Annotated in this window: 5 protein-coding genes and 1 pseudogene; 2 read left to right on the top strand and 4 right to left on the bottom strand. The window is 66.0% G+C overall.

Annotation, left to right across the window (positions count from 1 at the left end; translation table 11 throughout):
• Nucleotides 1-204: 204 nt before the first annotated feature.
• Nucleotides 205-825, bottom strand: a complete 621-nt coding sequence (locus tag ABZS42_RS24160; protein WP_355148899.1) for a response regulator transcription factor — start codon at nt 823-825, stop codon at nt 205-207.
• Nucleotides 826-976: 151 nt separating this feature from the next.
• Nucleotides 977-1309, bottom strand: coding sequence for a hypothetical protein (locus tag ABZS42_RS24155; RefSeq protein ID WP_355148841.1), 333 nt, complete (start codon nt 1307-1309; stop codon nt 977-979).
• A 438-nt stretch (nt 1310-1747) separates the two neighbouring features.
• On the opposite strand from ABZS42_RS24155, the gene ABZS42_RS24150 reads away from it, so the two are divergent.
• Entirely contained in the window at nt 1748-4006 is a 2259-nt protein-coding gene (locus ABZS42_RS24150; RefSeq protein WP_355148839.1) for a BTAD domain-containing putative transcriptional regulator, read from the top strand.
• A 22-nt stretch (nt 4007-4028) separates the two neighbouring features.
• On the opposite strand, the pseudogene ABZS42_RS24145 reads toward ABZS42_RS24150, so the two are convergent.
• Nucleotides 4029-4208: pseudogene (locus tag ABZS42_RS24145) on the bottom strand (IS5/IS1182 family transposase); the annotation flags it as partial.
• A gap of 702 nt (nt 4209-4910) precedes the next feature.
• Between ABZS42_RS24145 and ABZS42_RS24140 the strand changes: the two are divergent.
• Complete coding sequence (locus ABZS42_RS24140; RefSeq protein WP_355148837.1) at nt 4911-6752, top strand: BTAD domain-containing putative transcriptional regulator; 1842 nt, start codon at nt 4911-4913, stop codon at nt 6750-6752.
• A 183-nt stretch (nt 6753-6935) separates the two neighbouring features.
• On the opposite strand, the gene ABZS42_RS24135 is transcribed toward ABZS42_RS24140, so the two are convergent.
• A complete protein-coding gene (locus ABZS42_RS24135; protein ID WP_355148835.1) occupies nt 6936-24239 on the bottom strand; it encodes a toxin glutamine deamidase domain-containing protein in 17304 nt (5767 codons plus the stop codon).
• Nucleotides 24240-24368 lie beyond the last annotated feature (129 nt).

The raw sequence follows: 24368 nt of genomic DNA, 5'->3' as shown, positions 1-24368 counted from the left end.
CCGAGGACGCGCAGGACGACCTGGTCAAAGGTCAGGTCAACGGTGTGCCTCGGTGCCGGCGGCCGTAAGCGGGCGGACGAGAACGCACGCCAGCCGGGTGCGGTCGAGCGGCGCCCGGCCCGGCGCGCGCGCGGGACGTGCTGCCGCGCACGCTCGCGCCGGCCGCCTGACGTACGTCGGTACTGCGGGTAGCGGAAGGTTTTGTCAGATGATGCCGGAACGCAGTGCGTAGGCGACCGCGTGTGAACGGTTGCGCAGCTTGAGGCGGTTTGTAATGCCGTAGATGACGTTCTTGACGGTCCGTTCCGAGTAGCACAGCTTGCCGGCGATCTCGTTGGTGTCGAGCCCGTCGGCCATCAGCCGGAGCACGTCGATCTCGCGCGGGGTCAGCCCGGAGGCGTTCAGACCGTTCGGCGCGAGCACGTCGCGTTGCAGTCGCTCAATGTGCTTGAGCAACTCGCCGACCAGGTTCGGCGGCATCACCCCTTGGCCCTTGGCCGCGGCCAGCACACTGTGCGCGAGGCGCTCGGCGGTCACCGCGGACCGAGGCAGGATCGCGACGACCCCGCATTCCACGGCGGTGAGCAACTCGGTCTCGTTGATCTCACTGGTGACGAGGACCACGGGGACGCCGAGCTCGGTCGAGGCGCGGCGAAGCATGGCGGCGTCGGTGGTGAGCCGCTCGACGGACATAACCAGGACCGTCGCCTCACCATGCTGAGCGGGGCGTAGTAGGACCACTTCCGGTCGTGACCCCAGATAGCTGGACAGACCTGCGTAGCTAAGCGCGTCGGTCGCATGCACTGCCACCCGAACCTGTTCCACAGCTTCCTCCGGTTCATTGGTTCGACCCAACGAGTCTCCGGAGGAGGCCTTCACAGAATCTCCACACCCATCACGGCAGGGCCGTCGGATCGTAGAGATCGCAGCGCCGAACGTGCCCAGCCGTCGGCCGGCGGGGTTTCGGCCTGGGTCACTACTGTTCGCCAGGGTGCGGCACACACCGGGCAAGGCGCAGCGCCTCGGCGTACTTGGCGAGCTCGGTGATCGACTCCTCCAGCCGGCCGGGCGCCAGTTGGTCGATGAACAACGCATCGACCACCCCCTGGGTCAGCTCGCAGACTCCCCGGCCGGATGGCGACTGCCAGCCTCGAACGGCCCGGAGGCGTTGCCTGAGGATCGAGCGCGTCTGCTCCAGTGTGGTGATCATGTCGTCGGCCCACGCCGCGTCAACCACGAGCCGACCCTCGGCGGCCAAGGCCAGGAACAGGTCACCGGCGAACGATGGAGGCGCGATCTCACCCGTCAACTTGCCCTCCTCGGTTGTCAGTGCCCCGGACTCCCGGTGCTTCCGTCAGTCCACCAACCCGCGACCAACTGACGGAAGAGCAACAGCAGGAAACTGCCCGAAGCTCCCATCCCTTCTACCCGGTTGACCACGGACCGTCATTGCTCGTCACCCACGGTGGAGCACATTCCACAAAGGCCGTTCCCCGGTCTATTAGTCACGTCACGTCCACTTTGGAATCTGGGCGTAGGCCAGCTATGAAATATTCGGGACAGATGTGTCGAGTTCGGGGTGCCGGCGCGACGGTGGATCGTGCGGGGAAACCGGTCCTGGCCACTGGTCCGGGGAAAGCCGGTGGCGGGGCGGGGCGGAATGCATCTGACGGGGACGTTAGTGAGGTGGGGGAACGAGGTCGCACGTTCCGCCGCCAGGGAGCGATCCGCGGCGACGAGGAAAGCCATGACGGCAGAAAACAGAGGCTTGGAGCTGTGTCTGCTCGGCCCGGTACGGGTCCGGCGGGACGGAGCCGAGGTGGGCCTCGGGTCGAACCAGCGCACCGCGATCTTCAGCGTGCTGGCGCTGAACGCCAACCACGGAGTCACCCGCGACCAGCTCGTGAACGCAGTCTGGGGCGATGATCCACCCGCCAAGGCGGTCGGCAACGTCTACACCCACATATCCTCTCTGCGTCAGATTCTTGAGCCGAACCGTGAGCGCCGGACCACGGGGCAGCTGCTCGTTTCCGAAGGCGGTGCTTATCGCCTGCACGTGCCCGCGAGCTCCGTGGACGTGTTCCGCTTCGAGTCACTGCGGAAGGAGGCCCGTGGACACCGCGCGTCCGGCGATTACGCGGCCGAACTCGCGGCTCTGGAGGCGGCGGTCGGGCTCTGGCGTGACGACGCGCTAACCGACGTACCCGGTCCGTACGCGCAGGCCCAGCGAGTGCGTCTGGCGGAACTGCGACTCGCCAGCGTCGTGCGCCACGCCGCACTCCTGATCGAGCGTGGGCGTCCCGAGGACGCGGTCGAGCGGCTGCGACCGTGGACGCGCTCGCATCGCCTGCAGGAGAACCTGCACGCCACGCTGATGACGGCGCTGCGCGCGGCCGGTCGCCGGCCCGAGGCGCTCGCGGCGTACGACGAGTTCGCCACACTGCTTGTGGAGGAGACCGGTACCGAGCCGAGTGCGATGATGCGTGCGCTACGTGAGCAGGTCCGGGTCGGTCCCGGTGCGATAACTTTGGCGGGCGGGCTCGTGCGATCGGTGGCACCGGAACGGACGCAGCTCGTGGGGCGGAAGGCCGAACTGCGCCTGTTACGCAACGCGGTGGCCGACGTCACCGCCGGCAAGGGCCGCAGTATCTGGCTCAAGGGCACCCCCGGCATGGGCAAGTCGGCGCTGCTTGACGCCGCGCTCTGGGACGCCGACACGGCGGGCGTACGGATTGGCTGGAGCAGCGGCGACGAACTGATCCGGCGGGTACCCCTCGGCGTGCTGTCCGAGTGCGTCGAGTCGGCGATCTGCGACGACGAGGGCCGTGAACGTGTCCGGCGGCGGCTCGCGGATCGTCCCGAGGCGGATGAGGGCGAAGCGACCGCACCGACGGTCCGAGCGGTCGAGGTGGTCCGCGAGCTGGCTGCGAGGCCGTTGGTCCTGGTCATCGACGACCTGCAACTGGCGGACGACGCGACACTACGTGTCTGGACCGAGCTGCACACGCTCACCCGGGAGTTGCCGCTCCTGCTCATCAGTGCCAGTACCCCGGCCACCGACGACCGTCGACTCGACAACCTGCGCGCCGTACACCTGGCCGAGGTGATCCTCGCCGGGCTGACCCGGGACGAGTCCGCCACGCTCGTTCGCCTGCTCAGCCCGGCCGTACCGACACCCCGGGAACTGTCGTGCCTGGTCGACGACGCCGGCGGTAACCCGTACTACCTTCGGCACCTCGCCCTGGCGGCCGGGATGACATATGACGACCTCGCGTTCGGCATGCCGGCGCCGGTCATCGCCGCGATCGATCGGCACCTTGCTTCGTTCGGCGAGGAGACTCGGATCGTGCTGCGTGCGCTCGCCTGTCTAGGCGACGACTGCACGATCGAGGAAGTGGCTGCGGTGATCGGCCGCCCCGTCGAACAGTTGCATCGCGCGTTGGCCCCAGCTCATGCCGTAGGCATCTTGACCCGTGAGGGTGCACAGCCACGCTTCCGGCACAGGGTCGTGGCTCAGGCCCTGCACGCTGGCATGCCGCCAGCCCTGCGGATGGTGCTGCACCGGCATGTCGTCGACAGGATCTTCGGAACCGGCCGCACGGTGGACGAGTTGACCGCCCGACTACGGCGGAGCCAGGGGGCACAGAATGGCTGGGTCGACAGGTGGATCGACGAGCACCTGGAGCGATTCGCGCGGCGGGACGAGGCCCTCGCGGGGCTGCTGCTGGAGCGGGCGGAGCCCAGGATCGGCCCGGACATCCGACTCAGGCTGACGGCTCTGGCCGTCCAGCGAGCATGTCTGTTCTGTGCGGAACTCGATATCCCGCTTGATACCAAGCCGAACCGACTCGGTGATCGGGCAGCAACTGACGATTGTGGGCGGACTGCCAGCGGCAACCGTGCCATCCGTGATCACGCCGGCCATCCGGCCGCGGGACGAGAGGCACAAGGCCGTTGGTGCGGTTGCCGCACCTGTACCGGGTACGAACCTGCCTGCCAGCCGTGATCAGAACCATGAGGAAGGTTCGCGCGATGCCGGAGGCGGTGTCGGTCAATGTGCTGGCGGCACGGCGGTAGTTCCGCGGGATTTTGAAGGTCTTCATGCGGGCCAGGGCGTGTTCGGCCTGCGCCCGGTTCCTGCGGTGTTGCTTGTTGAGGTCGGCCTTCCAGTTGGGTAACTCGCTGCCGCCGGCGGGCTTGTGGTACGGGGATGATCACCTCGGGCGAGCCGCCGAGATCACCTGCGCCCCGACGCTATCCACGATGGACCATCACGGAGTTACGAGGCATCCCTTAGCCATGCAATATGGACCCCATAGTCCAGCGCGCAATGCTTGGAGACATCCGTCGGATAGGGGTGCAGCGTCATGATCCTTGGGCATGCTGCTGTGCTCCAGGCCACCGATGGTCGGCAAGGCTTGCCGACCGACGCCACGCGCGCCTAACCTGGACGCAATGGTCCAGTCCGTGCTCTCGGGGTTGCCGGGGACCACGTCGCCACCGTAGAGAATCTCATCACCTGGGCACTCGTCTGAGGCGGACGGCAGGGCCGCTACCACATCGACATCGACTGGCCGAGTGGAAGCACGGGTGGCAGCGAGATCGCTTTCGCCGGCCACCCGACCCACCCATGCCACCCCTACCAGCACGAGGACAAGCCCCGGGCGGGGTAACCGGCGCCCCGCAGCGAAACGCGGCAAACCCACGCCCACCAGGAGCGACAGAACGGTCAAGCCGAAACGGATGGCCGGGGATCAAAACCCTCTGCCGGATCGAGGTTAGCGCTGTCGGGTCGCCACCGTGTCGGTTCCGGCATCGATGAGCCGGGAGGACGAGTGTCGACTGCATGTGACCACAGGCTGCGCGTTTCGGTCCTCGGCCCGGTCCGGGCCTGGATCGGGGACCGCGAGGTGAAGCTCGGTCCGACCCGCCAGCGCACCCTGTTCGCGGTACTCGCGGCACGTCCCAACCGGCCGGTCCGTCGGGACGAACTCATCGAGGCGGTGTGGGGCGCTTTCCCGCCCGCCACCGCGGCGGGCAGCGTGTACACCTACGTCTCGGGGTTGCGGCGGAGTCTGGAAACGGCCTGCGCCTGCGGCAGAAGCACGGAGATCCTCAGCTCCGGTCCGACCGGTTACGGGCTCACCATCGCCGGGGATGACCTGGACAGCGCGCGGTTCGAGCGGCTCTGTGCCGAGGCCAGCCGGCTGGACGCCGACGGGGACCCCACATCGGCCGCGGCGAAGTTGGACGAGGCATTAGGGCAGTGGCACGGCGAGGCGTACGACGGACTGTCCGGCCATTGGGCCGAGACGAAGCAGGTTTACCTGGCTGAGCGCCGGCTCGCCGCGATCGAGCAGCGTGCCCGCCTCATGCTGAAACTCGGCGACGACAGCCTGGTTGCCGAGCTGATGAACATGGTCCGCCACCATCCGCTACACGAGCCGCTGTACGAGCTGCTGATGGATGCCCTGGACCGCGCCGGCCGACACGTCGAGGCGCTGGAGGTGTTCAACACCGCACGCCGGACCATCAAGACCGAGCTGGGCGTCGAGCCCGGCCCCGCCCTACGTGAACTGCATCTGCGGGTCCTGGCTGGGCCGACCGTACCGGCGGCCGAGCCCGACAGTCCGGTGCCCGCATCGCCGGTGGTGCCGCCGACGGTGGTCCGCGCCCATCGGACCGGGACGGGCTCGCGACCGCCGGTCGGCCGGGCTCGTGAGTTCGAGCGCCTGAACGGCCTGCTCGACGCCGTCGCCCGGGGCAAGGGAGCGGCTGTGTGGCTGGAGGGCGACGCCGGCATCGGGAAGACCGGGCTGCTGACCGCCGTGTTCGCCGGGGCCGCCGACACGGGTTGCCAGCTTGCCTGGGCAGTCGCCGACGAACTGGACCGGCACGCGCCGCTGCGGGTCGTCACCCGGGCGCTCGGCATCGATCCCACGTCGGCCGACCTGCATCACGCCGCACCGACGACCGAAGCGGGGATCAACGAGGCTGCGGACCGGCTGTTCAGGTACGTCCGGTCGAGGTGCGCTGTAGCCCCGCTGGTCCTCATGATCGACGACATGCAGTGGGCCGACGATCTAAGCCTCCTGCTCTGGAACCGGCTCTTCACCGTGACCCGGCGGTTGCCGCTGCTGCTGGTCGCCGCCGCCCGCCCCGAGTCCGGTCGCCGGGAGTTGGCCCTGTTGCGCCACCGGGTGCAGACCTGGCGGGGGCACACGCTGCGGCTGCAGGTCCTGCCACCGCACGACATGGAACAGCTGGTCAGCACCGTGGTCGGCGCCCCGATAGGGCCACGATTGCAGAATGCGGTTTCGTTCTCCGGCGGCAATCCGCGCTGCGCCCGGACGATGATCAGTGAGCTGATGTGCCGCGGCGCGATCCACTTCGACGGGGGCAGGGCCGACATCGACGAGCCGGTCACGGCCGAGGTGTACGAGCGGCTACTTGCGGTCGTCCGCACCACCCTGGATCTCCTCTCCGAGGACACCCGGCAGGTACTGCGCGTGGCCGCGGCACTGGGCAACGAGTTCGCCGTACGCGACCTGGCCGCGGCTACCGGACGCTCGCCGCTCGACCTGATGGTCAACATCGAGGAGGCGCTCGCCGCGAACGTCATCGTGACCGCCGGCCCCGGTCTGGCTTTCCGGCACCCGTTCCTACGGCAAGGATGCGCGAGACCCTTACGCCACCAACCCCCCCGGGCAGCGACGGCACCACGGTCGAGACACGAAGTGTCAACCCCGTGACCCGACACGTCGCGCCGTTCGCCGAGCTGCCCAGCCGATGAGTGAGGGGCGAACTGGCCGATCGAGGTGCTGGGGCGAAGAGCCAGATTGATCGGTGACCGCGACATGGTCACAAGTCGCGGCCGACACCGTCCGACACGACGACCGACGGCACGGACTCCTCAGCGGTGGGCATCCGGGGTGTCACCTGTCCGGCTGCAACCAGACCAACGCCCAACGATTGTTCTTCGCAGCCAACTCCCGCTGGTCGGCGTGGGGACTCGCGCTGACGCCGTCACGTCGGTCGCGCAGAGTGATCTCCAAGGAGTCATCCGGGAGCCCTCCGGCTCGCAACCAGCTTTTTGTGGCTGCGGCGAGTTCGTCTCTCACGGCGGCCGCGCGCATCTCGGAGGCGGTAGTGCCGGAGTTGTTTCCCCCACCCTCAACGATCACCTTAGGGAAAGCGGAGTTGGCGACGTGCTGACGGTAGATGTACTTCTGCACGATCCATTGCGCGACGGACTCTGCCTGGCGCTGGCCAGGCTCGTCGAGGTTGCGTTGGCCCCGGCCGAATTTGAACGACATCGACGGTGTGTCAATTGGGGACGTGAGCGCATCGGTCATTCTAACGGTACGGCTGACGAAGCCCTCGATCAGTTCGACGTCGTGCCTGACATCGCCGATGCTGACGCGAGTATCTCGCCCGAACGAGCGTAGCTCGACTCGGGCCAGACGATCGTTGTCCCGCGACACTTCCCAGCTGGGAACGTGAGAGCTTATGCCGAAGACGCGGTCCTGAGTGTACTCGGCATCGCTCAAGGACAGCGGCATCAGCGCGTTGTAAAGGAGATTCCGAGGCGTAATTGTGGTCCGATCACCCATCAGTTCTACGCGTATGTCGAGGAAGCTTCCGACGTTCGCCGTGGCACCCAATGCGAGGAGTCCATCGATAGCGTTTTCGGCATGTGTTACGAGTTCGTTCGCGATCCTGTCGGCGTTCTGACTCAGCCAACCCTGCGCGCGGTTGGAGAGCAGGTTCCGCATCGCCGCGAGCGAAAACCGGGACGCAGCTAGAAGGTGGTTCTTTCGGAGCCGGGCCGACTGCTGCAGAACCTGCGCGACCTCGTCGAGCGCGAGTGCCACCACATGGGTGTATGCCATCGACATGAATCCGCGAATTTCCATGGCGTCCCGGATCGCATCGAATTCATGCTGCGCTCCTTCCTTAAGCTGAAATCTCCGTGACAGCCGCCGGGCGAAGGCGCGGGCTGCCCGCACGAGCGGTACCCGATCAGGCTCATAGGTGTGCTGCGCGACAAACTCTAGAAACTGATCCATGGCGGTCAGCGGCACTCCGACCGTGTACTGCATATAGAGGTCGCGGAGGGGGTCGGCGTCGCGGGAAAGTGCCTCGAAAGGTTTCAGGTTGTAACCGGCGACCATATCCTCGGTTATCGAGAATCCACGCTCGTACGAATAGAACGTATCCAAGCGCGGAGTCCTAGAGTTCTCGGCGAGCCGTGTCAACTCATTCTCGAAGGAGCGTAGAACGGCGTCACGGTCACGATACTCCCGCTCGCCGTCCAAGATATTGAACGGCGGCGACACGAGCTCGATGATGACCTGGTTCCGCACGTCGAGGTGGATGGCCAGGTTCTTGGAGGCCGCAATTTCCTTGAGGTGCTCACGTCTGAGCAAGTTCTCTGGCACGGTTGTCGCGAAGGGCGTCTCGGCCTCGAAACCGAGCGCACCGAACACGCGGCCGGTCGGCGGATCCGTCAACGCCGCCGCGAGCTTGCCGCGTGCCGCTTGCGGGATCTCCCGCACGCTGCCGTCCGGGTCGATGAGCACGGCTCGGGCATAGAGCGACGGGAACTCGGGCATCGCCGACCTGACACGATTCGCGGGCTCCTCGGATCCCGGTTCAAGCCACCAGACGTCCGACTCAGTCCGGTGAAGCGCCAACGCATGTCCGGGGCCGTTCGCGCGCTGGACGACGAAGAGCATCGTCGAGCCGGGCGGCGCAGCCCGCATCGTGTCACCGGCTTCGCTCCAGGTGACCTGATCCTGCCATGCCCAGGACGGGAGCAGTCGGGCCGTCACCGTGGTGCCGCCGGCGTCTGCTTCCTCAAGGCTGCGAGAAGGACGGACCGCCGGATGCAACAAGGACCGGAGTTCTTGAACCTGGACCTCACATCGGATCTGAGCCGGCGCGTCCATCCCGGCCACCTGATCGACGATCGCCTGCAAAGCTGCCTTCTGGACGACCGGTCCCGTCTGCGGAACCTCGGGGGGACGATGAGCAACAACCGCCGGAGGTGGCGGACCCGCGACGGTCTCGCCGGAGTTGTCCACGAGAGCGAGGAGGTCGGTGCCGGACAAGGCACCCCGGTGGTCGGTCTGGGAGCGGCTGTGCGGATCATCGACCAGCCCGCCGGTAAGCGGGAGCTCGTTACCGGCCTGGGTACCAGACGAATCCGCCCTGGTGGGATCGCTGGTGGGCTGGGTGTCAGGGTGGTTCGTCGGTGGGTCGGACAGGAACGCCTGCACCTGGGCCAGTGATACGACCCGTGACTGTTGTTGCAGGTACACCGGCTGTTCTCGGTGCAGATTGTTCAGGTAGTACGCGTACGAGTTGGTGAGGTCGTCGTTGACCTCGTAGGCGGTACCGGCGAAGAGTGCGCCGACGGTGGTGTCCGGCCGGTTGGCCGTCGAGGCGGTCCAGAGGCGGCTCAAAATGTCGAACACGTCGTTGACCAGTGTGTCGTCTTTGTGTTCGTCGGGTGGGCCGGGCCGCGTCGGGCCTCGCGTGGCGATGATTTCGGGGATGTTGACGGGTGCTTCTTCCGGGTCGGGTTCGCCGTCCTGGTGTGCCGATTCGGCAGTCTCGTAGAACAGGCGGTTGTTGCGGCCCCGCCACAACGATGCTCTGGTGCCGGCGACCACGGTGATCATGCGGTCCGGGCTCCGCATCAGGACCGAGCCGGGTTGGAGGTCCGCGCCGAGGATGGCGACGTTACGCACTCCCACCACGATGTCACGCTCGGTTGCCCGGCCGTGAAGTACGGGATCCCGCGATAGCGGCCGATCATCCTCGGTCAACACCGGTCGTGCGGCGTTGGTGTCGGTGGCGTGCGCAACGCTGGTGGGCGTCGCGCCCACGGCTCCGGCTGGGGGCCCGCCGAGCGGCACGTCAATCGGGCCTACCGGGATGAACAGGATCTGCTCTGGGTTCTCGGGCAGCCATGTCTGCCCGGTCTGGCTGTCGACGATGACCACGCCGTCTGCTTCGTGGAACGCGTTGAATACGTGTCCGTCGGGACGGTCGGCCAACCGTACGGTGAGGAAACCGTGTGCACCGAGCGGTGCCTTGGCCAGGGCCTCGGTGACCTGGGCGTAACTCTCCACCCGGACGAGTCGGCGGGGCACGACGCCCGGCCCGACGTCTCCCCTGGAGCTGTTCGCGTAGTTCGCCGCGTCCCGGGTCCCGAGTGTGACGCGCGGATCGAGCGGTGGGGCGTGGAACATGTCGCCTTGTCCCTCGCTGATGGTCAGGTGGGTACTGATCGCGGTGAGCAGGCAGTTCACCAGCCAGCCTGGGTCTGGTGCCTCTCGTGTGGCGTGCGCGTCGGGACCACCGTCGTTGACGTCGCGTATCCATCCGTACCGCTGGTCGAATACTGCGACACGGTCACCGGCGGGGTGCCAGCCCGCCAACCCGTCGATGGAGCGAGTCGCGGAATCCATCGCACCGATTGGGAAGTCTGCGCCGAGCACCCGGTCGGCGCGTTCCTCGGCCCGGCGCAGGGCCTCCTCCAAGGTGGCGTACCCCGCGGCCGACTCGGACGCTGTCAGCAGCGGTTTGAACAAGTACCGCAACTCGAGCACGATCATCTGTTCACCGTCGGGACGGGTGTCCAAGGGGAGTTCGGAATGCACCCTCATCGCTTCGAAGAGGGTGACCGGGGCGCGAACCGAGTTGTCTATCGGATTGCGAAGCGAGTCGAGTAGCGCGTCGTCCAGGAACTCTCCGACGATGTTCAATGGCCCGAACGGCGGACCGCCGACGGGTTCATCGTTGTAGTCCCGGAATTGCCGATCGTAGTCGGGGAATCTTGCCAGGAAGATCTCGGCGAAGCGGTTGCGAATGTGCCGCGCATTGTGGTTCAGGTAATGCCGTGGGCGTAGCTCCAGTAGGCCGCGTACCTTGCGGAAAGAGTTTCTCAGAGTGGCGGCGGTGAAGAACTTGCCACGGCTGTCGCGGGTATGGCTCAATGCCGAGCCGGCCACCTGCATGTAGGTGAGCAGCATGAAGTTCTCCAGCAGCAGGGCCTCGTCCGGCCTGGCGTTGCTTACCGCAGCCCCGAACCATTCCGCGATCTCGTTGGCGAAGGAAGTCGCATCGTCCTTGATCTCGTTCACCGGATATTGGCTGTCTTTGTGCCATGAGTGGTGATCCCACAGCTCGGTGAGAAAGTAGCCGACAGCTGCCAGCCGGATACCGACGCTGAAGTGGGCGGACAGGTCCGGAATCCCACCCGGCATCAGCGGCACGAACCTGGTACCGGCCAGATCAGGGTTTATGTGCCATCCCTCGGTAGCGGGCAACAGCTGTTCGAGGGGTACCTGCAGACCCGGCCGCCAGCCATTCTCCAGCATCCTGGCCGAGGCCGCATTGAAGCGCTCGATCGTCCGCTTGCGGAAGGTACCTACTTCATTACTACTCAGACCCTGCTCACCGTTCCATACGCGGAACGGCTGATCGACGAACTCGATGATCGGCTGAAGTACTGAGTCATCTCGGACCTCAGCAGCGTCGATGCCGGACTCGGTCTGATACTCGGTACCTGAACGTAGGACGGAAACGTACGTGAGATCGAGTACAGCAGTTATGCCATTGCTGTCGTTCCTGGCAACGTACTTCACGGTTCTCCGGTCGACCCCGGCGGGGAGCGCCAGGTAGCCGCTGTGGAGTTCGTGTTCGGTGCCGGCTCTGGCGGCTAGCCTGCCCGCTAGCTCAGTTGGGTCGACGAGGGTGGCGTTCTCGGGTTTGTCGATGCGGTCGGTGACGGGGAGGAAGAGGTATTCCGCGGCTTCGTCGGGGGCGGGGGCTAGTCCGGCGCGTTGTCCGTCGAGGAAGACCACTCCGTTTTCGTGGTGCACGACGTTGAACGCGTGCGAGGTTTCCAGGCCGGTTGGTGTGGTGGTCCTCGCGCGTACCAGGACGATGCCGCGTGATCCGGGTGGGGCAGCCTTCATGGCGGAGCGGATGGAGTCGATGTCTGTCCGGTATACGAATGATTCGGTGTTCGAAAGGTTCAGCTCACCGCGTTGGTATTCGACGACGTATGCCTCTGGGGTGGAGAGCATGGCCGGGACCTGCCAGACCATTCGGGGGTCCTTCAGGGTTTGGTCGACGCCGATGGCCACCCATACGCAGTTGGTTCGCGTGGATCCGTAGAGAGCCTCCGCGGGTACGTTGTCTGGTTCCACCCCGGGTGGAAGGTTGGCCTTGACCAGGCCGTTCGAGTCGATTTCGAGTGACCGGTCCGCGTTGACCTCGGGTAGCCAGGGAAAGACTTGCAGGACCGCGTCGTCGTCAGGGAATCGAGGTGAAGTTATAAGTGTGTCCCAATCCGGCTCGGGCCACGACAACTTCATGTCGGTCGTTGCCGCGTCGGACAGGAACGCCTGCGCCTCGGCGAGCGATACGCCCTTCGTGCCCTGCAGCCACAGTGGCTGATCCTGATGCAGGTTGTCCAGATAGTACGCGTTCGAGCCGGCGAACTCGTCGTTCACCTCGAACCCCGAGTCGGCGAAGAGCGCGCCGATGGTGCTGCGGTCCCGGTTGGTCGTCGGGGCAGCGAAAAGCCGGGCCAGTACGTCGGTAACCTGGGTGATCAGTGACTCGTTCGATGGCCCGTCCACGCCGACCGGACGCGCCCGATCCGGCCTTGCGATGATTTCAGGTGTGTTGACAACCACCTCTTGCGGATGGGGTTCTCCGGCCTGACGTGCCGATTCCACGGATTCGTGGAACCGCCGCCCGTTCGGGCCCTGCCACAATGCGGTTCTGGCACCGGCGACCACGGTGACCAGCTCGTCCGGGCCGGACATCAGAACCGAGTCGGGCTCGAGACCCGCCCCGACAAGAGCGACGTTACGAACCCCCAGCACGATCTTCAGCCGCGGTTCCGATCCGGGCCCCGTGTTTGCGGGCGTTGGACGGGACGACGCGCGGCTATCGGCGGCAGGGTTGCTGCGTTCGGTGGTGTGGTGTTCGCCGGGCCCACTGACCGGCGTGTCTTTCATGTCGGTTGGGCCTACGCGGGTGGCGCGTGCGGGTTCGTTGATGCCGTTGGTGGTGGGGACCGCTGCAACTGACGGGACTGCCCCGACCCGAGTGTTGACATTCGAGGAGGGGAGAGGCGGTCTCGGTTGCGTCAGCATCCGAAGCGTGCTCGTCCATGTCCGGCGCACCGGCGCCGTGGTGCGCGCTGCCGTCAGTCGGGAGCGGCGGCTGGTCCCAGACACCGTTCGGCTGCGGGTGGCGGGTGTGCCGGAAGGACGACCGCGCACCATGCCTTGGGCACCGTCGTTCGGAGAGGTCCGCCGGCCCGGTCGGTCCGGCGCGTTCTGGTAGATGCGGTTGATGTACAGCGCCAGTCGGGCCCTGCTCGACCGATGGCGCGTTCCCGATCCGGCCGACGCCGCATTGGTTGCCGCCATGGATGCCTTGCCCTGCCGTACGTCGATCCGGGTGCGGACCTCAACCGTGCGCTGTTGGCTCTGCTGGCCATCCGCCTCGGCGTTGACGTCCGCCCGGTTGGTGGCGCGTGACATCATCGCGATGATGCGGTCGGGCAGGCGGACGTTGGCGATCAGCCGTTCGAGAACTCGCGCCGTGTAACGGATACGGCTGGTGGCAGCCGAGGGCATCCGGGACAAGCGTCGGAGCAGCTTCTCCGTCTGCCCCAGCGACGGTGCCGGCTCGCGAGACGACGTCGATGCCGAGCCCATAGCGGGAACAGGACCGGCGACCCGGACACCGACCGGAGGATCCAGCTCCGGCCGGCCCGCATCACCGGCACGATCCGCACGGTTCTGCCCTGTTTCCCGACCGGGCGAAACGGTGCGGCCCGAATCGGGAGGCGTCTCAGCCACCTCGGCCGGCCGAGTGGCGAAGCTGTCCGATGCCGCCGCGACGGGCATCGGCGCGGATCGCGTCTTCCGTACGATCCGGCGGGACCAGCCGGCGGGCGGTCGCGCGGGCGGACGGACGTCGGCATCCTCTGCGGTTGCCCTGACCAGGCTGTGCTCAGCGTGTGGATACGATCGCGCGACCCGCAGCCACAGCCGACGCTTGAACCGTGGCCGCGACTCGAGCCCGCTCGATGATTCCTGCGGATCACGCTTTACCGATGTCGCGTAATCCAGTACACGGTGCTCGTCGACGTCGATTTTGATGGCAATGGCGGATGGCCGCGTGCCCGGCCGAACGTCGACCGGGATCCCGGCCGCCCGCTGCCCGCCCCGCCGGTTGAGGCGGACGCGTGTGTCCACTGTCTTAGCTATCCGTGGCAGACGCTTGGAAACGCCATCAGGAAGACTCACCTGTGAACCCAGGCGCCGCGCGGCCCGCCGGGCGGAATTGACCCAATCGCCCGCGGCCGACGAGCGGCGTGCCGGATCTTGAACCACCTGACCGGCCGTCGGCGACGTCGGCGACGACGGCGGCGCCAGATCCCCATCGTCGGTCCAGCCCTGCGGCACACCGCGGCTGGTCGCCGGGCTGTTCACCGCAGCGACCGGCCCGCTCTCCGTCGAGTCACCGCGACCCGGAGGGTTCCCGGCCACCGCGCCGCTTAGCCCTTCCAGGTCGCTTGGCTTGGCTGGGCCGCGTTTGTCGGTTGGGTCTATGCGGGTGGCGTGTGCGGGTTCGTTGATGCTGTTGGTGGTGGGGAGGAAGAGGTATTCGGCGGTGTCGGTGGGGATGTGGGCCAGCCCGGGGCGTTGCCCGTCGAGGAAGACGACTCCGTTGTCGAGGCGTACGACGTTGAACGCGTGGGACGTCTCCAATCCGGCGGATGGTGTGACGGTACGTGCGCGCACCAGAACCACCCCGCGAGCCCCCGGTGGGGCGTCCTCCATCACGGTGTGGACGGAATCTAGATCCGTCCGGTAGACCCGAGATTCGCTGTCCGGAAGATTCAACTCGCCGCGTTGGTATTCGACGAGATACGTCTCCGGGGTTGGCGGCATGGCCGGCACCTGCCAGACCGAATCGGGATCGTTCAGGCTCTGGTCGACACCGATCGCCACCCACACACAGTTCGTCGACGGCGATCCGTCCAGAACCCCTGGGGGCAGGCTCGCCGGATCCGTCCCGGGCGGCACGTCGGTCTCGAGCACACCCTTCGAACCCGCTCCGAGCGACCCGTCCGCGTTGACCTCCGCCAGCCACGGGAACACCTCGAGGACGGCCGCGTCGTCAGGGAACCGGGACGAGGTGACCAGCGGACTCCAGTCCAACCCCGCTCCCGATGCTCGTCCGGGACCCCCGTACGGATGAGTCGATGAACGCCTGTCCTGCCTCGACGACCTTGACTGTCCGCGACCGAGAGGGCGCGGTTGCTGTTCCTGCGGATACGAATAGCTGGGCTGCTGTTGCTGTCCGAACACAGGTGGTCCGTACTGCGTCGACTGCATAGTCGGGTTGGGGTGGTAGGGCGCTCCCTGCGGCGGATTTTGAGCACCGGTCGAGTACTGCATCGGCTGAGTGCCGGGATACGCGGTCGTCGGTGTGGGCGGCTGCTGCACGGGCTGCCCGAAGACGGGCGGGGCGTGCCGTCGGGCACTGTTGACGCTGGAAGCCGAGCTGGATGATCCCCAGCCAGCAGGCGGTTGGGACTGTCCGGCGCTGCTGCCGGGCGGCCTGGTGAGCCAGCTTTGCAGCTCGCCGAGGATCCACCGTTGGGGATTCGACTGGGTGACTCCGAAACGGGCTAGTACGTAGTCGGGAACGCTATCCACCAGCTCATTTGAGTCATCACCGTAAGCCATTCGGTGGGTGATCGTCGTGATACTTCCGGCAACGCCTGGAAGTTGCATGATGAAGGTGAGTACGGCATCCCAGACCGCCCGCGGGTTCGGCGTACCGTCAATCACCGGGGCCACCGCGGTGAGGTAGAGGTCTCCGGGGCGATTACGCAGGTGGCGTAGGAGCGTCGAGACCACCCTGATCGCCACCCATCCCTCCGAACCAGTGGACCAGGTTCGGTTTGCCGATAGTGGACGCTCAGTTCGTCGCCAGCTACCTGCGCTGCCAACGGTCAGCTGGCGCTCGAGGTTGGGCAGTCCCGGGAAGTACCCGGGCTGGGCTCCCTCGCGGTAACCGTGCCTCTGCACCGTCTCCAACAGGCTCAATGGACCGGTTCGCAGGACGATCGAGTGACGCCGAAGAGCGCCATATCTCGTTCGCACTACGCGATTGGTGTCTTGCTCGGAATGTTCATACGGCCAGCGCTGGTTCTGGTAAAGCGCCGGCTGGGTGATTCCATAGTTCCGCTGGATTGTCGACAGCGCCGCCTCGATGAAGGAGTGTCGGCGGGCGGCGAGGAACGCGGAATTGGCGACCCCACGTGTGTGCACCGCGAAGCCCTCACCGTCAAAAAGCTCTCTGAGCCCCACCAGGGACCGGAACTCGTTGTCGACGTCCGTGTAGATACCCCCGTAGCGATAGAGGATCTCGAGGCGCAAGATGTCGCTGGCAGCACCGAACCCGCTGTTCACCAGCTTGTTCATCTCGGTCCGATATTGCTCGTCGAGCGACATGGGCGAACGGTCCGAGAAAAGCTCATCGACGTTCAGCAGCACGGCGCCGGCTCCCCGGGCCCACTCGAGCATGCCCGCCAGCTCGGTGCCTGGGGGAGCGGCCCGGAACTGAGACCTGGGAGTGTCGGTCCAGAGCACGAACATGGCGTTGGCGGCGCCCACCCCAGCCGCCCAAGCGGCGAGATTGTCGTGGTACCGCTGTGGCAAGGCCCCGCCGAGCCAGATCGCGTGGAACACCAACGGCATGTCCGACCCGGTCGCACTGAAGACTCGACTGTCGTCGTCTCTGAGGTCGGCAGCGCTCAGATCGAAGCGTGGCGTGCGCGACGAGGTGAGGTCGAACATCTCGAACAGGTCGGGGATCTGCGTCGTCCGGAGACGGTTGGCGTCGATGAACGGGAACCTGTTGGGCAGCGCGGGTGCCCGATGGGTTCCGAATAGATCTGGGCCGAGCGTCCCGCCCTCCGTCGCTGAGGCGTCGGGACGCACCGCCGCTCGCAGGTGACCGAGAACGCTCTCGTAAGAATTCGGGGCGCCGCCACGGCTGCCCGAGGCCCCCGGACGCTCACCATAGGACGAGGGGTTCCCACCCGAGTTCGGGTCGAGTAGGGCGTCGACGGTGGTGACCACCTCAGCCGGCCGAGCTGACCCAGTTCCGGGCGGCAACCCTGGCGGCTGGTCCCCAGCCCGCGCGAACCGTTCCAGCAACTCCGTGACGGTACTCGGTCGGCCGGTTTCATCGAGTACGAGCAGCTGCGTGCGCGGGTCGGTGAGGGCGGTGGCGTGTGGGTCGTGATCTTGAGCCTTGTCGCTGAAGAGCCCAGAGCGCTGGGTGTCGATCCATCGGGGTATCACCGGGTTGGAGCGGTCGTCGGCGAAGAGCCAGTAGACGTGGCCGACCATGTTGGAGGGGCGCGCGTGAACAAGCACCATCATGCCTGGGGTGCCTCGTACTGCTTGCCACAGATCGTCGATGCTGATGTCGCGTGCCGGCGACAGGCGGGCGTCGAGCAGCGTTTCCAGGTCGGCGACGGTCGGGGTGGTCAGGAAACTGTCGTCGAGCGAGTGACCGTTACCGAGCCGTCCGTGGAGTGCGGTGAAGGCTCCCAGTGCCCGGGGCAGGCAGTCCACGAGAGGCGTCGGGGATTCGTGGGTGCGGACTTCGACAGTGGCGACCCACTCCGCCAACCGGTCCGCCGACGTGCCATCGGTCGGGTCTTGGGACACCAGTTCTGCAGCGGCCCGCCACGCGGTCACCGCCCGCGGTGATACCCACGCATCTCGCGCGGGTTGTCCCCCCGAGCCCCTACTACCGCCGCCTGTCCGGGGCCCACCGCGACCGGCCCCACCCGCGGGCGGGTATAGGCCATCCGCCCACACGCCCGGCACCGACTGAGGCGACGGCGTACCCCGCGAGTCCTCACCCGCCCAGGTGGGCTGTTCGATACCAACCGGTTGGTTCAGCGAGCCGACAGGCCGGGCCCAGGTGGCCCGCTGTTCACGGAGACGGCGGAGAGTCTCATCCGCGGCCGGGTCGCCACCGGTGTTCCGGATCCTTTCTTCCAAATCGTTGATCGTCTGGTCCAGCCCGGCGACCATCGCATCGGAGGTATCGGCGGGGAACGTCCGCATATCCCGGGCAGGTCCGGGTGGAGCGGTACTGTCCCAGTGACTGCGATCGGATCGGTACAAGGTGATGACCGGACCGTTGCCGCCACCGATCTCCTGAACCTGCCCCTGACTCGCGCCGGGAAAGATGATGCGGATCCGTACGTTGAATGCGGCCGCCGCCAGATACGGAACCAAGTCCCCGCCGGCGTTGTCCCACGAACGCGGCGTGCGGATTTGATCACGGATCCTCCGCAGTACATCTTCCACGGACATACCCCGCCCGTGGGCCTGGACGTCGGTCACATCCCTGATCGCCATCTCCAATACAGCCGGGGGCACCGGAGGATTCTCCGACCTGTCTACTACCCCTGGGCGTACCAGATCCGCCAACATGTCCCGCAACTCCTGGACTCTCATGCCCTCGAAAATCCGCAACTCTTCACGCGGGAATTGTGGGTCTCTCACACGTTCAGCAAAAATCGTGCCTACGAACGCACGGAAAAAACAATCCCCATCCGGAGGCACAGGCATCCACACCCGCCCATGACTCGCCAACGTCATCACCGCCGTCACCTCCGCAGGAGGATCAGAAACCACCGGCTGCGACGACGCGCCAGCCACGGCAAGACCCTGCTGCTCAGCAGCATCGTCAACCAGCGCATGCAGCCCACTTGAACCAGCATCCGTGCGCGGACCAAGCGGCTCGACATTGAATGCCCCGGGCGGGAGAACGTAGGTCAGGCGACTGCCAGGCGCAGCCACCCGACCCACAAAACGACCGTTGCCTTGCGACCAGGTCCGGTAGACGCCTGAATTCTCGGCAGCAAGCCGGCCCAGCAGCCCGTCGATATCTTCTTTAAGAAGGCGCTTGTGGAATACGTCGATGAGGATCTCGGTGCGATTCAGGCCCTTTGCCCCGGCGTTGTCGATCGCCTCTCGCAGCCGGTACAGATCGGTCTGGCGCCGGTCCAGATCGACGGCGGCCTGGGATCCGGACTGACCGAGTGGGCGTACGTCGACGCGCCTGCCAAGGGCCTGATCGCTCTCCCCAGCGGTCCGGTCAACGTTCCGCCCCATAAACTGTACATAGTTACCGTTGCTGACGCGTTGTCGCCAGGTCTGGTAGGTGTTGGGATGCGCGTTGGCGAGCTCGTTCAGCAGACCATCGATACTGGTCGCGTTGAGTGCCTTTTTGAACAGACCGTCAATGTCGGTGCGTGTCAGGCCACGCGCGCCGGCATTGTCGATGGCCCCCCGCAACCGGTCCAGTTTGCTCGCGCCGGCTGGGTCTTCACCGAGCGGATGGACGTTGATCCGCTCGGTGAGGCGCTGATCGCTCGCCCTGATGCTCGGATCAACCCTCCGACCCACAAAATGTAAATAACTACGGGGGCCGGTGCGTTGTTTCCATGTCTGGTAGGTGTTGGGCTGCTCGTTGACGACCTGCTCCAGCAGACCATCGATGTCGTTCTGACGAAGATGGCCCGAAAATACGTGGTAGATGTCGCCTCGGGCCAGACCTTTCTCACCGGCGTTGTCGATCGCGTCCTTCAGCCGTTGGAGGTCGTCTGGTTTGACGGAACGGTGTTTTCCTGTTGGTGGTTTTCGGCTGTTGTCGAGTGTTTCGGCTGTCGTTGCGGTGCCGGGGATGGTGACGGGGGTGGTGCCTACTGGGATGAAGAGTAGGTCGTGTGGGTGTGGTGGTAGTTCTGCTGCTTGGCCGGTTTGGCTGTCGATGAACACGGGGCCGTTGGAGGTTTTCACCACGTTGATCACGTGGGTGGGTTGTCCTGGTTCCGGGCCGATGACGAGGAATCCGTGGGCGTTGTCTGGGGCCTGGGTGAATATGTCGGCGATGGTCTGGTAGTCGCCGGTGACCTGAACGAACTCGCGTGGCTCGATGCCCTGCTCGTGCGGGTCAGCGGTGGAGTTGGCGTAGTTGCGGATGGACTGGAACGATGCGGGGCCGGTGTCGGCGGGTGCCTGCCACACCTGGTCGGAGTCCCATGACTGGTGGAACGCGATCGCGGTGTAGAAGCAGTTCGACAACTCGTCGTCGCTGGTGGGGGGCTGTTCGCTGACTTGTTCCAGCCACGGATACGTGTCGGTCAGAGCAGCTCGCCGGTCCCGCTCGCCTGGCAGGTCCGAACCCCACCACCGCAAACCCGAAACATCGCCCCCCACGTGGTCGCCTCGCCAATCCCCGTAAGGCGGGGCGGACTGTTCGACGCCAGCAGGCTGGTCCAGCGAGCCGACAGGCCGCGCCCAATTGGCCTGCTTTTCACGTAGAAAGCGGATGGTCTTATCCACGGCCGGATCGCCGCCGTCGTTCTGAACCTTTTCTTCCAGGTCTTTGATCGCCTGGTCCAAGCCGGCGACCATTGCATCAGAGGTGTCGACCGGAAACATTTGTATGTTCCCGTCATGCCCGGTCGGGACGGTACCATCCCAATGACTGCGATCGGGCCGGTACAAGGTGATGACCGGCCCGTTGCCGCCACCGATCATCTGGGTCCGCCCCTCGCCGGGATAGACGACGAGGATCCGCACGTTGAAAGCGGCTGCCGCCAGATATGGAACCAACTCCCCGCCGGCGTTGTCCCACGAACCCCGCGTGCGGATCTGAGCCCTTATCCTCCCCAGCGCTTGATCCGCTTGTCCGCTCATACTCCACTGCGCCAGCAGCATGGCCGGGGGAACATCCAACTCGCGAGCATAGGCGGCGGTCTCTTCGCTGATGGCCGCATCCAGCACAAGATGGGGCACCGGAGGATTCTCCGGGCGGTCTATTGTCCGTGGGCGTGCCAGGTTCGCCAACCTGGTCCGCAGCGCTTGGACATCCAACTGCTCCCGCCACTGCCGCAACATATCGGGAGTGTGGCTTGGGTCCCTCGCAAGTTCAGCCAACATGGTGCTCGCGAATGCGTGAAAGAAACAGTCCCCATCGAATGGCGCCTGATTCAGCACCCGTCCATGCTGCGCCAACGTCGTTTGAGCCTGGATCGCGCGCATGGAAGGATGTTCCTCGAGCGGCGCGACCTTGTGCGCACCCGATGGGAGCTCGTAGTCCCCGCTGCCGTCGGGAGCAGCTATCCGACCCACGAAATGAGATCGTTGTACCCAGGTCCGATACGTGTGGGGGTACGTCCCGGCGAGCTGGTTCAGCAACCCGTCAACGGTGTCTACACGAAGGCGGTCGCTGAATACCTGGACGTAGATCTGGGTGCGACTCAGGCCCGGTGCCCCGGCATTGTCGATCGCCCGCCGCAGCTTTTCCAGGTCGCTGTCCTGGCCGAGTGTGTGGATGTCGATGCCCCCGGCCGGAGGCGGATAGTCAAGCCCGGTGTTCGGATCAGCTATCCGCCCCACAACACTCAGATGGGTAAGGCCGCTTTGTTTTTTCCAGGCTTGGTAGGTGTGCGGATACGTGTCGGCAAGCTGGTTCAGCAGGTCATCGAGGACGTCTTTAGAAAGATGGTTGTGGAACACCTGCATGTAGATTTGGGTGCGGTTCAGGCCCTGCGCCCCGGCATTGTCGATCGCCTCCCGCAGCCGTTCCAGATTGGCGGGCGAGCCGTCCTGGCCGAGTGGGCGAAGGTTGCTGGCCCCGACTGGAGGCGGATAGTCAAGCCCGGAGCTCGGATCAGCTACCCGCCGCACAAAACGCAGATCAGGAGAGCGGGCGGTGTGTTGTTCCCAGGCTTGGTAGGCGCCGGGATACGTGTTGGCGAGATCGCCCAGTAGCCCGTCGAGAGAGCCTGCAGGAAGTTTTACCCCGCTGTGGATCTGACTGCGGTTCAGGCCCTGCGCCCCAGCTTTGTCGATCGCCTTCCGTAGCCGTGTCAGAAGTTTTTCGCTGCTGGTAGCCCGCCGCGGCTGTTCCAGATTGGCGGCGGCGGACGAGCCGGCCTGGCCGAGTGGTCTGAGGTTGCTGCCCTCGGGAGGGTGCGGATAGTCAACCCCGGTGCTCGGATCAGTCCTCCGCCTATGCCTGGTGCGGCCGTTGGGTTGTTCCCAGGCTTGGTAGGTGCCGGGATACGTGTTGGCGAGATCGACCAGCAGCCCGCCGATGGCATCTGCATCGAGATAAGTAAACCTGTCGCGGATCTGGGTGCGGTTCAGGCCGTTCGCCCCCGCTTTGTCGATCGCCTTCCGTAGTCCTTCAAGATCGCCCGGCTTGGCGGGACCCCGTTTTCCTGTTGGTGGTTTTCGGCTGTTGTCGAGTGTTTCGGCTGTCGTTGCGGTGCCGGGGATGGTGACGGGGGTGGTGCCTACTGGGATGAAGAGTAGGTCGTGTGGGTGTGGTGGTAGTTCTGCTGCTTGGCCGGTTTGGCTGTCGATGAACACGGGGCCGTTGGAGGTTTTCACCACGTTGATCACGTGGGTGGGTTGTCCTGGTTCCGGGCCGATGACGAGGAATCCGTGGGCGTTGTCTGGGGCCTGGGTGAATATGTCGGCGATGGTCTGGTAGTCGCCGGTGACCTGAACGAACTCGCGTGGCTCGATGCCCTGCTCGTGCGGGTCAGCGGTGGAGTTGGCGTAGTTGCGGATGGACTGGAACGATGCGGGGCCGGTGTCGGCGGGTGCCTGCCACACCTGGTCGGAGTCCCATGACTGGTGGAACGCGATCGCGGTGTAGAAGCAGTTCGACAACTCGTCGTCGCTGGTGGGGGGCTGTTCGCTGACTTGTTCCAGCCACGGATACGTGTCGGTCAGAGCAGCTCGCCGGTCCCGCTCGCCTGGCAGGTCCGAACCCCACCACCGCAAACCCGAAACATTGTCCCCCACAGCCGATTCCGGTGCCGAATCCGCCGGCGTACCGACAGCGGGCGCCACTGCGGTGACGCTGGTCGGTGGGACCGACGCGGGTACGTCCGTGCTGAGATTCCGATCGGTAAGTTGTGCCGGTCCGGGTATCTCTACGGTGAGGTTCTGGGTAGCCGATTGCACCGGTGCGGGCAGCCCCGATGGTGGTCGGACGCCGTCGTCTAGTGCAACGTCGTCGGCGGTGACCACCTCGGCGGTGGATGACCGGTCGTCGGTTGCGCGTGTTCCAGCATGGGGCCGGACGCTCCGACCCGTCGCGGTGCCGGTCGAAGGCGTGGTCGACGTGGCGCCGGGGGGCGTCGTCGTGTCGCTGGAGTTCGAATCAGCAGCCGCAGCATAAGGAAGCGGTGTGGGCTCGGCCGGCTGCTCAGGTGAGGGCTCGGCGATGCTCGTCGTCTGATCGAGTGGCCCAGGGTCGACGACAAGCGAATCCGCCACGAACCTGTCCCCGGTGAACTGGTCCGCCGTGACCGGAGCCGGCGGTGTGGATACGCCGAGCGTCGAAACCGTCGACGAGAGCTGCGTCGTGGCGGAAGAAGAGTCCAACGAGTTCGCCGTGCCCGTGCCGGCCGGGGTGGGTGACGTGGCTGCCGGCTGCGTGATGGACGACGGGTTCGTGGGGTTGGTAGCCGGCGAGGTGGGCGTTTGGACCGGGGCAGAGACTGTCGATGGCTCGGGCGAGATGGACGGGGAATACCGGCCGGGTGAATCGGAACCAGCGGCACCGTCGCCGTGCGAAGGGGTGACGCTGTCGAATCCCGGTAACCCCCCAGGGAGGCTTGTCGGGGTAGGGCCGGCCGGGTTGGTGGTGGCGACAGCCGTTGGGTTGATGATGGCGGTCTGCGGGGACTGCGGACCGGTCGGCGAGGTGTTGCCCGTTGCTGCGGTCGTGGTTCCATCAACTGCTGCGGTGGGGGTGTTGCCTCGTGCGCCACCACTGTCGGTGGTGTGGCCGCCGCGCGGGGTGTCGACGGTGGTGTCGGTGCCGTTGGTCGGTGCAGCGTTGAGACCATTCTCGATGTTGAAGTCGTCATCGGTGTTGAGGCCGTTGTCGGCGTTGGAGTTGTCGTTCACGCCGGTGGCCGGAGCGAGACTCGTCGCGTCGTTGTCCGCACCGTTGACACCGGCCGGCGCTCCGCTGTTGTTAGAGGTCCCCCCGGTGGTCCCGGTATCAGCCGTGGTGTCGTCGGTTGTGCCGTTCGCCGGGCCGTTGCTCGTACCGGTGGCGCCGGTCATGTCTGCGCCCGCAACCACCGTTGTGCCTGTGCCTGCCGCCGAACCCACGGCCGCTCCGGTGCCTGCGCCCCCGGCTGCGCCCCCGGCTGCGCCTGCGCCCCCGGCTGCGCCTGCGCCCCCGGCTGCGCC

The sequence above is a fragment of the Micromonospora sp. NPDC005367 genome, assembly GCF_040606825.1.
In the GTDB taxonomy this organism is placed as follows: Bacteria; Actinomycetota; Actinomycetes; order Mycobacteriales; family Micromonosporaceae; genus Micromonospora.
The sequence above is the reverse complement of the archived record's forward strand: the minus strand, read 5'-3'. Positions and strand labels throughout refer to the sequence as shown.

Excerpts from the sequence above, each read along its gene's own strand:
- ABZS42_RS24150 (WP_355148839.1), top strand. The coding sequence starts at position 1,748 with ATGACGGCAGAAAACAGAGGCTTGGAGCTGTGTCTGCTCGGCCCGGTA.
- ABZS42_RS24135 (WP_355148835.1), bottom strand. The coding sequence starts at position 24,239 with ATGACCGGCGCCACCGGTACGAGCAACGGCCCGGCGAACGGCACAACC.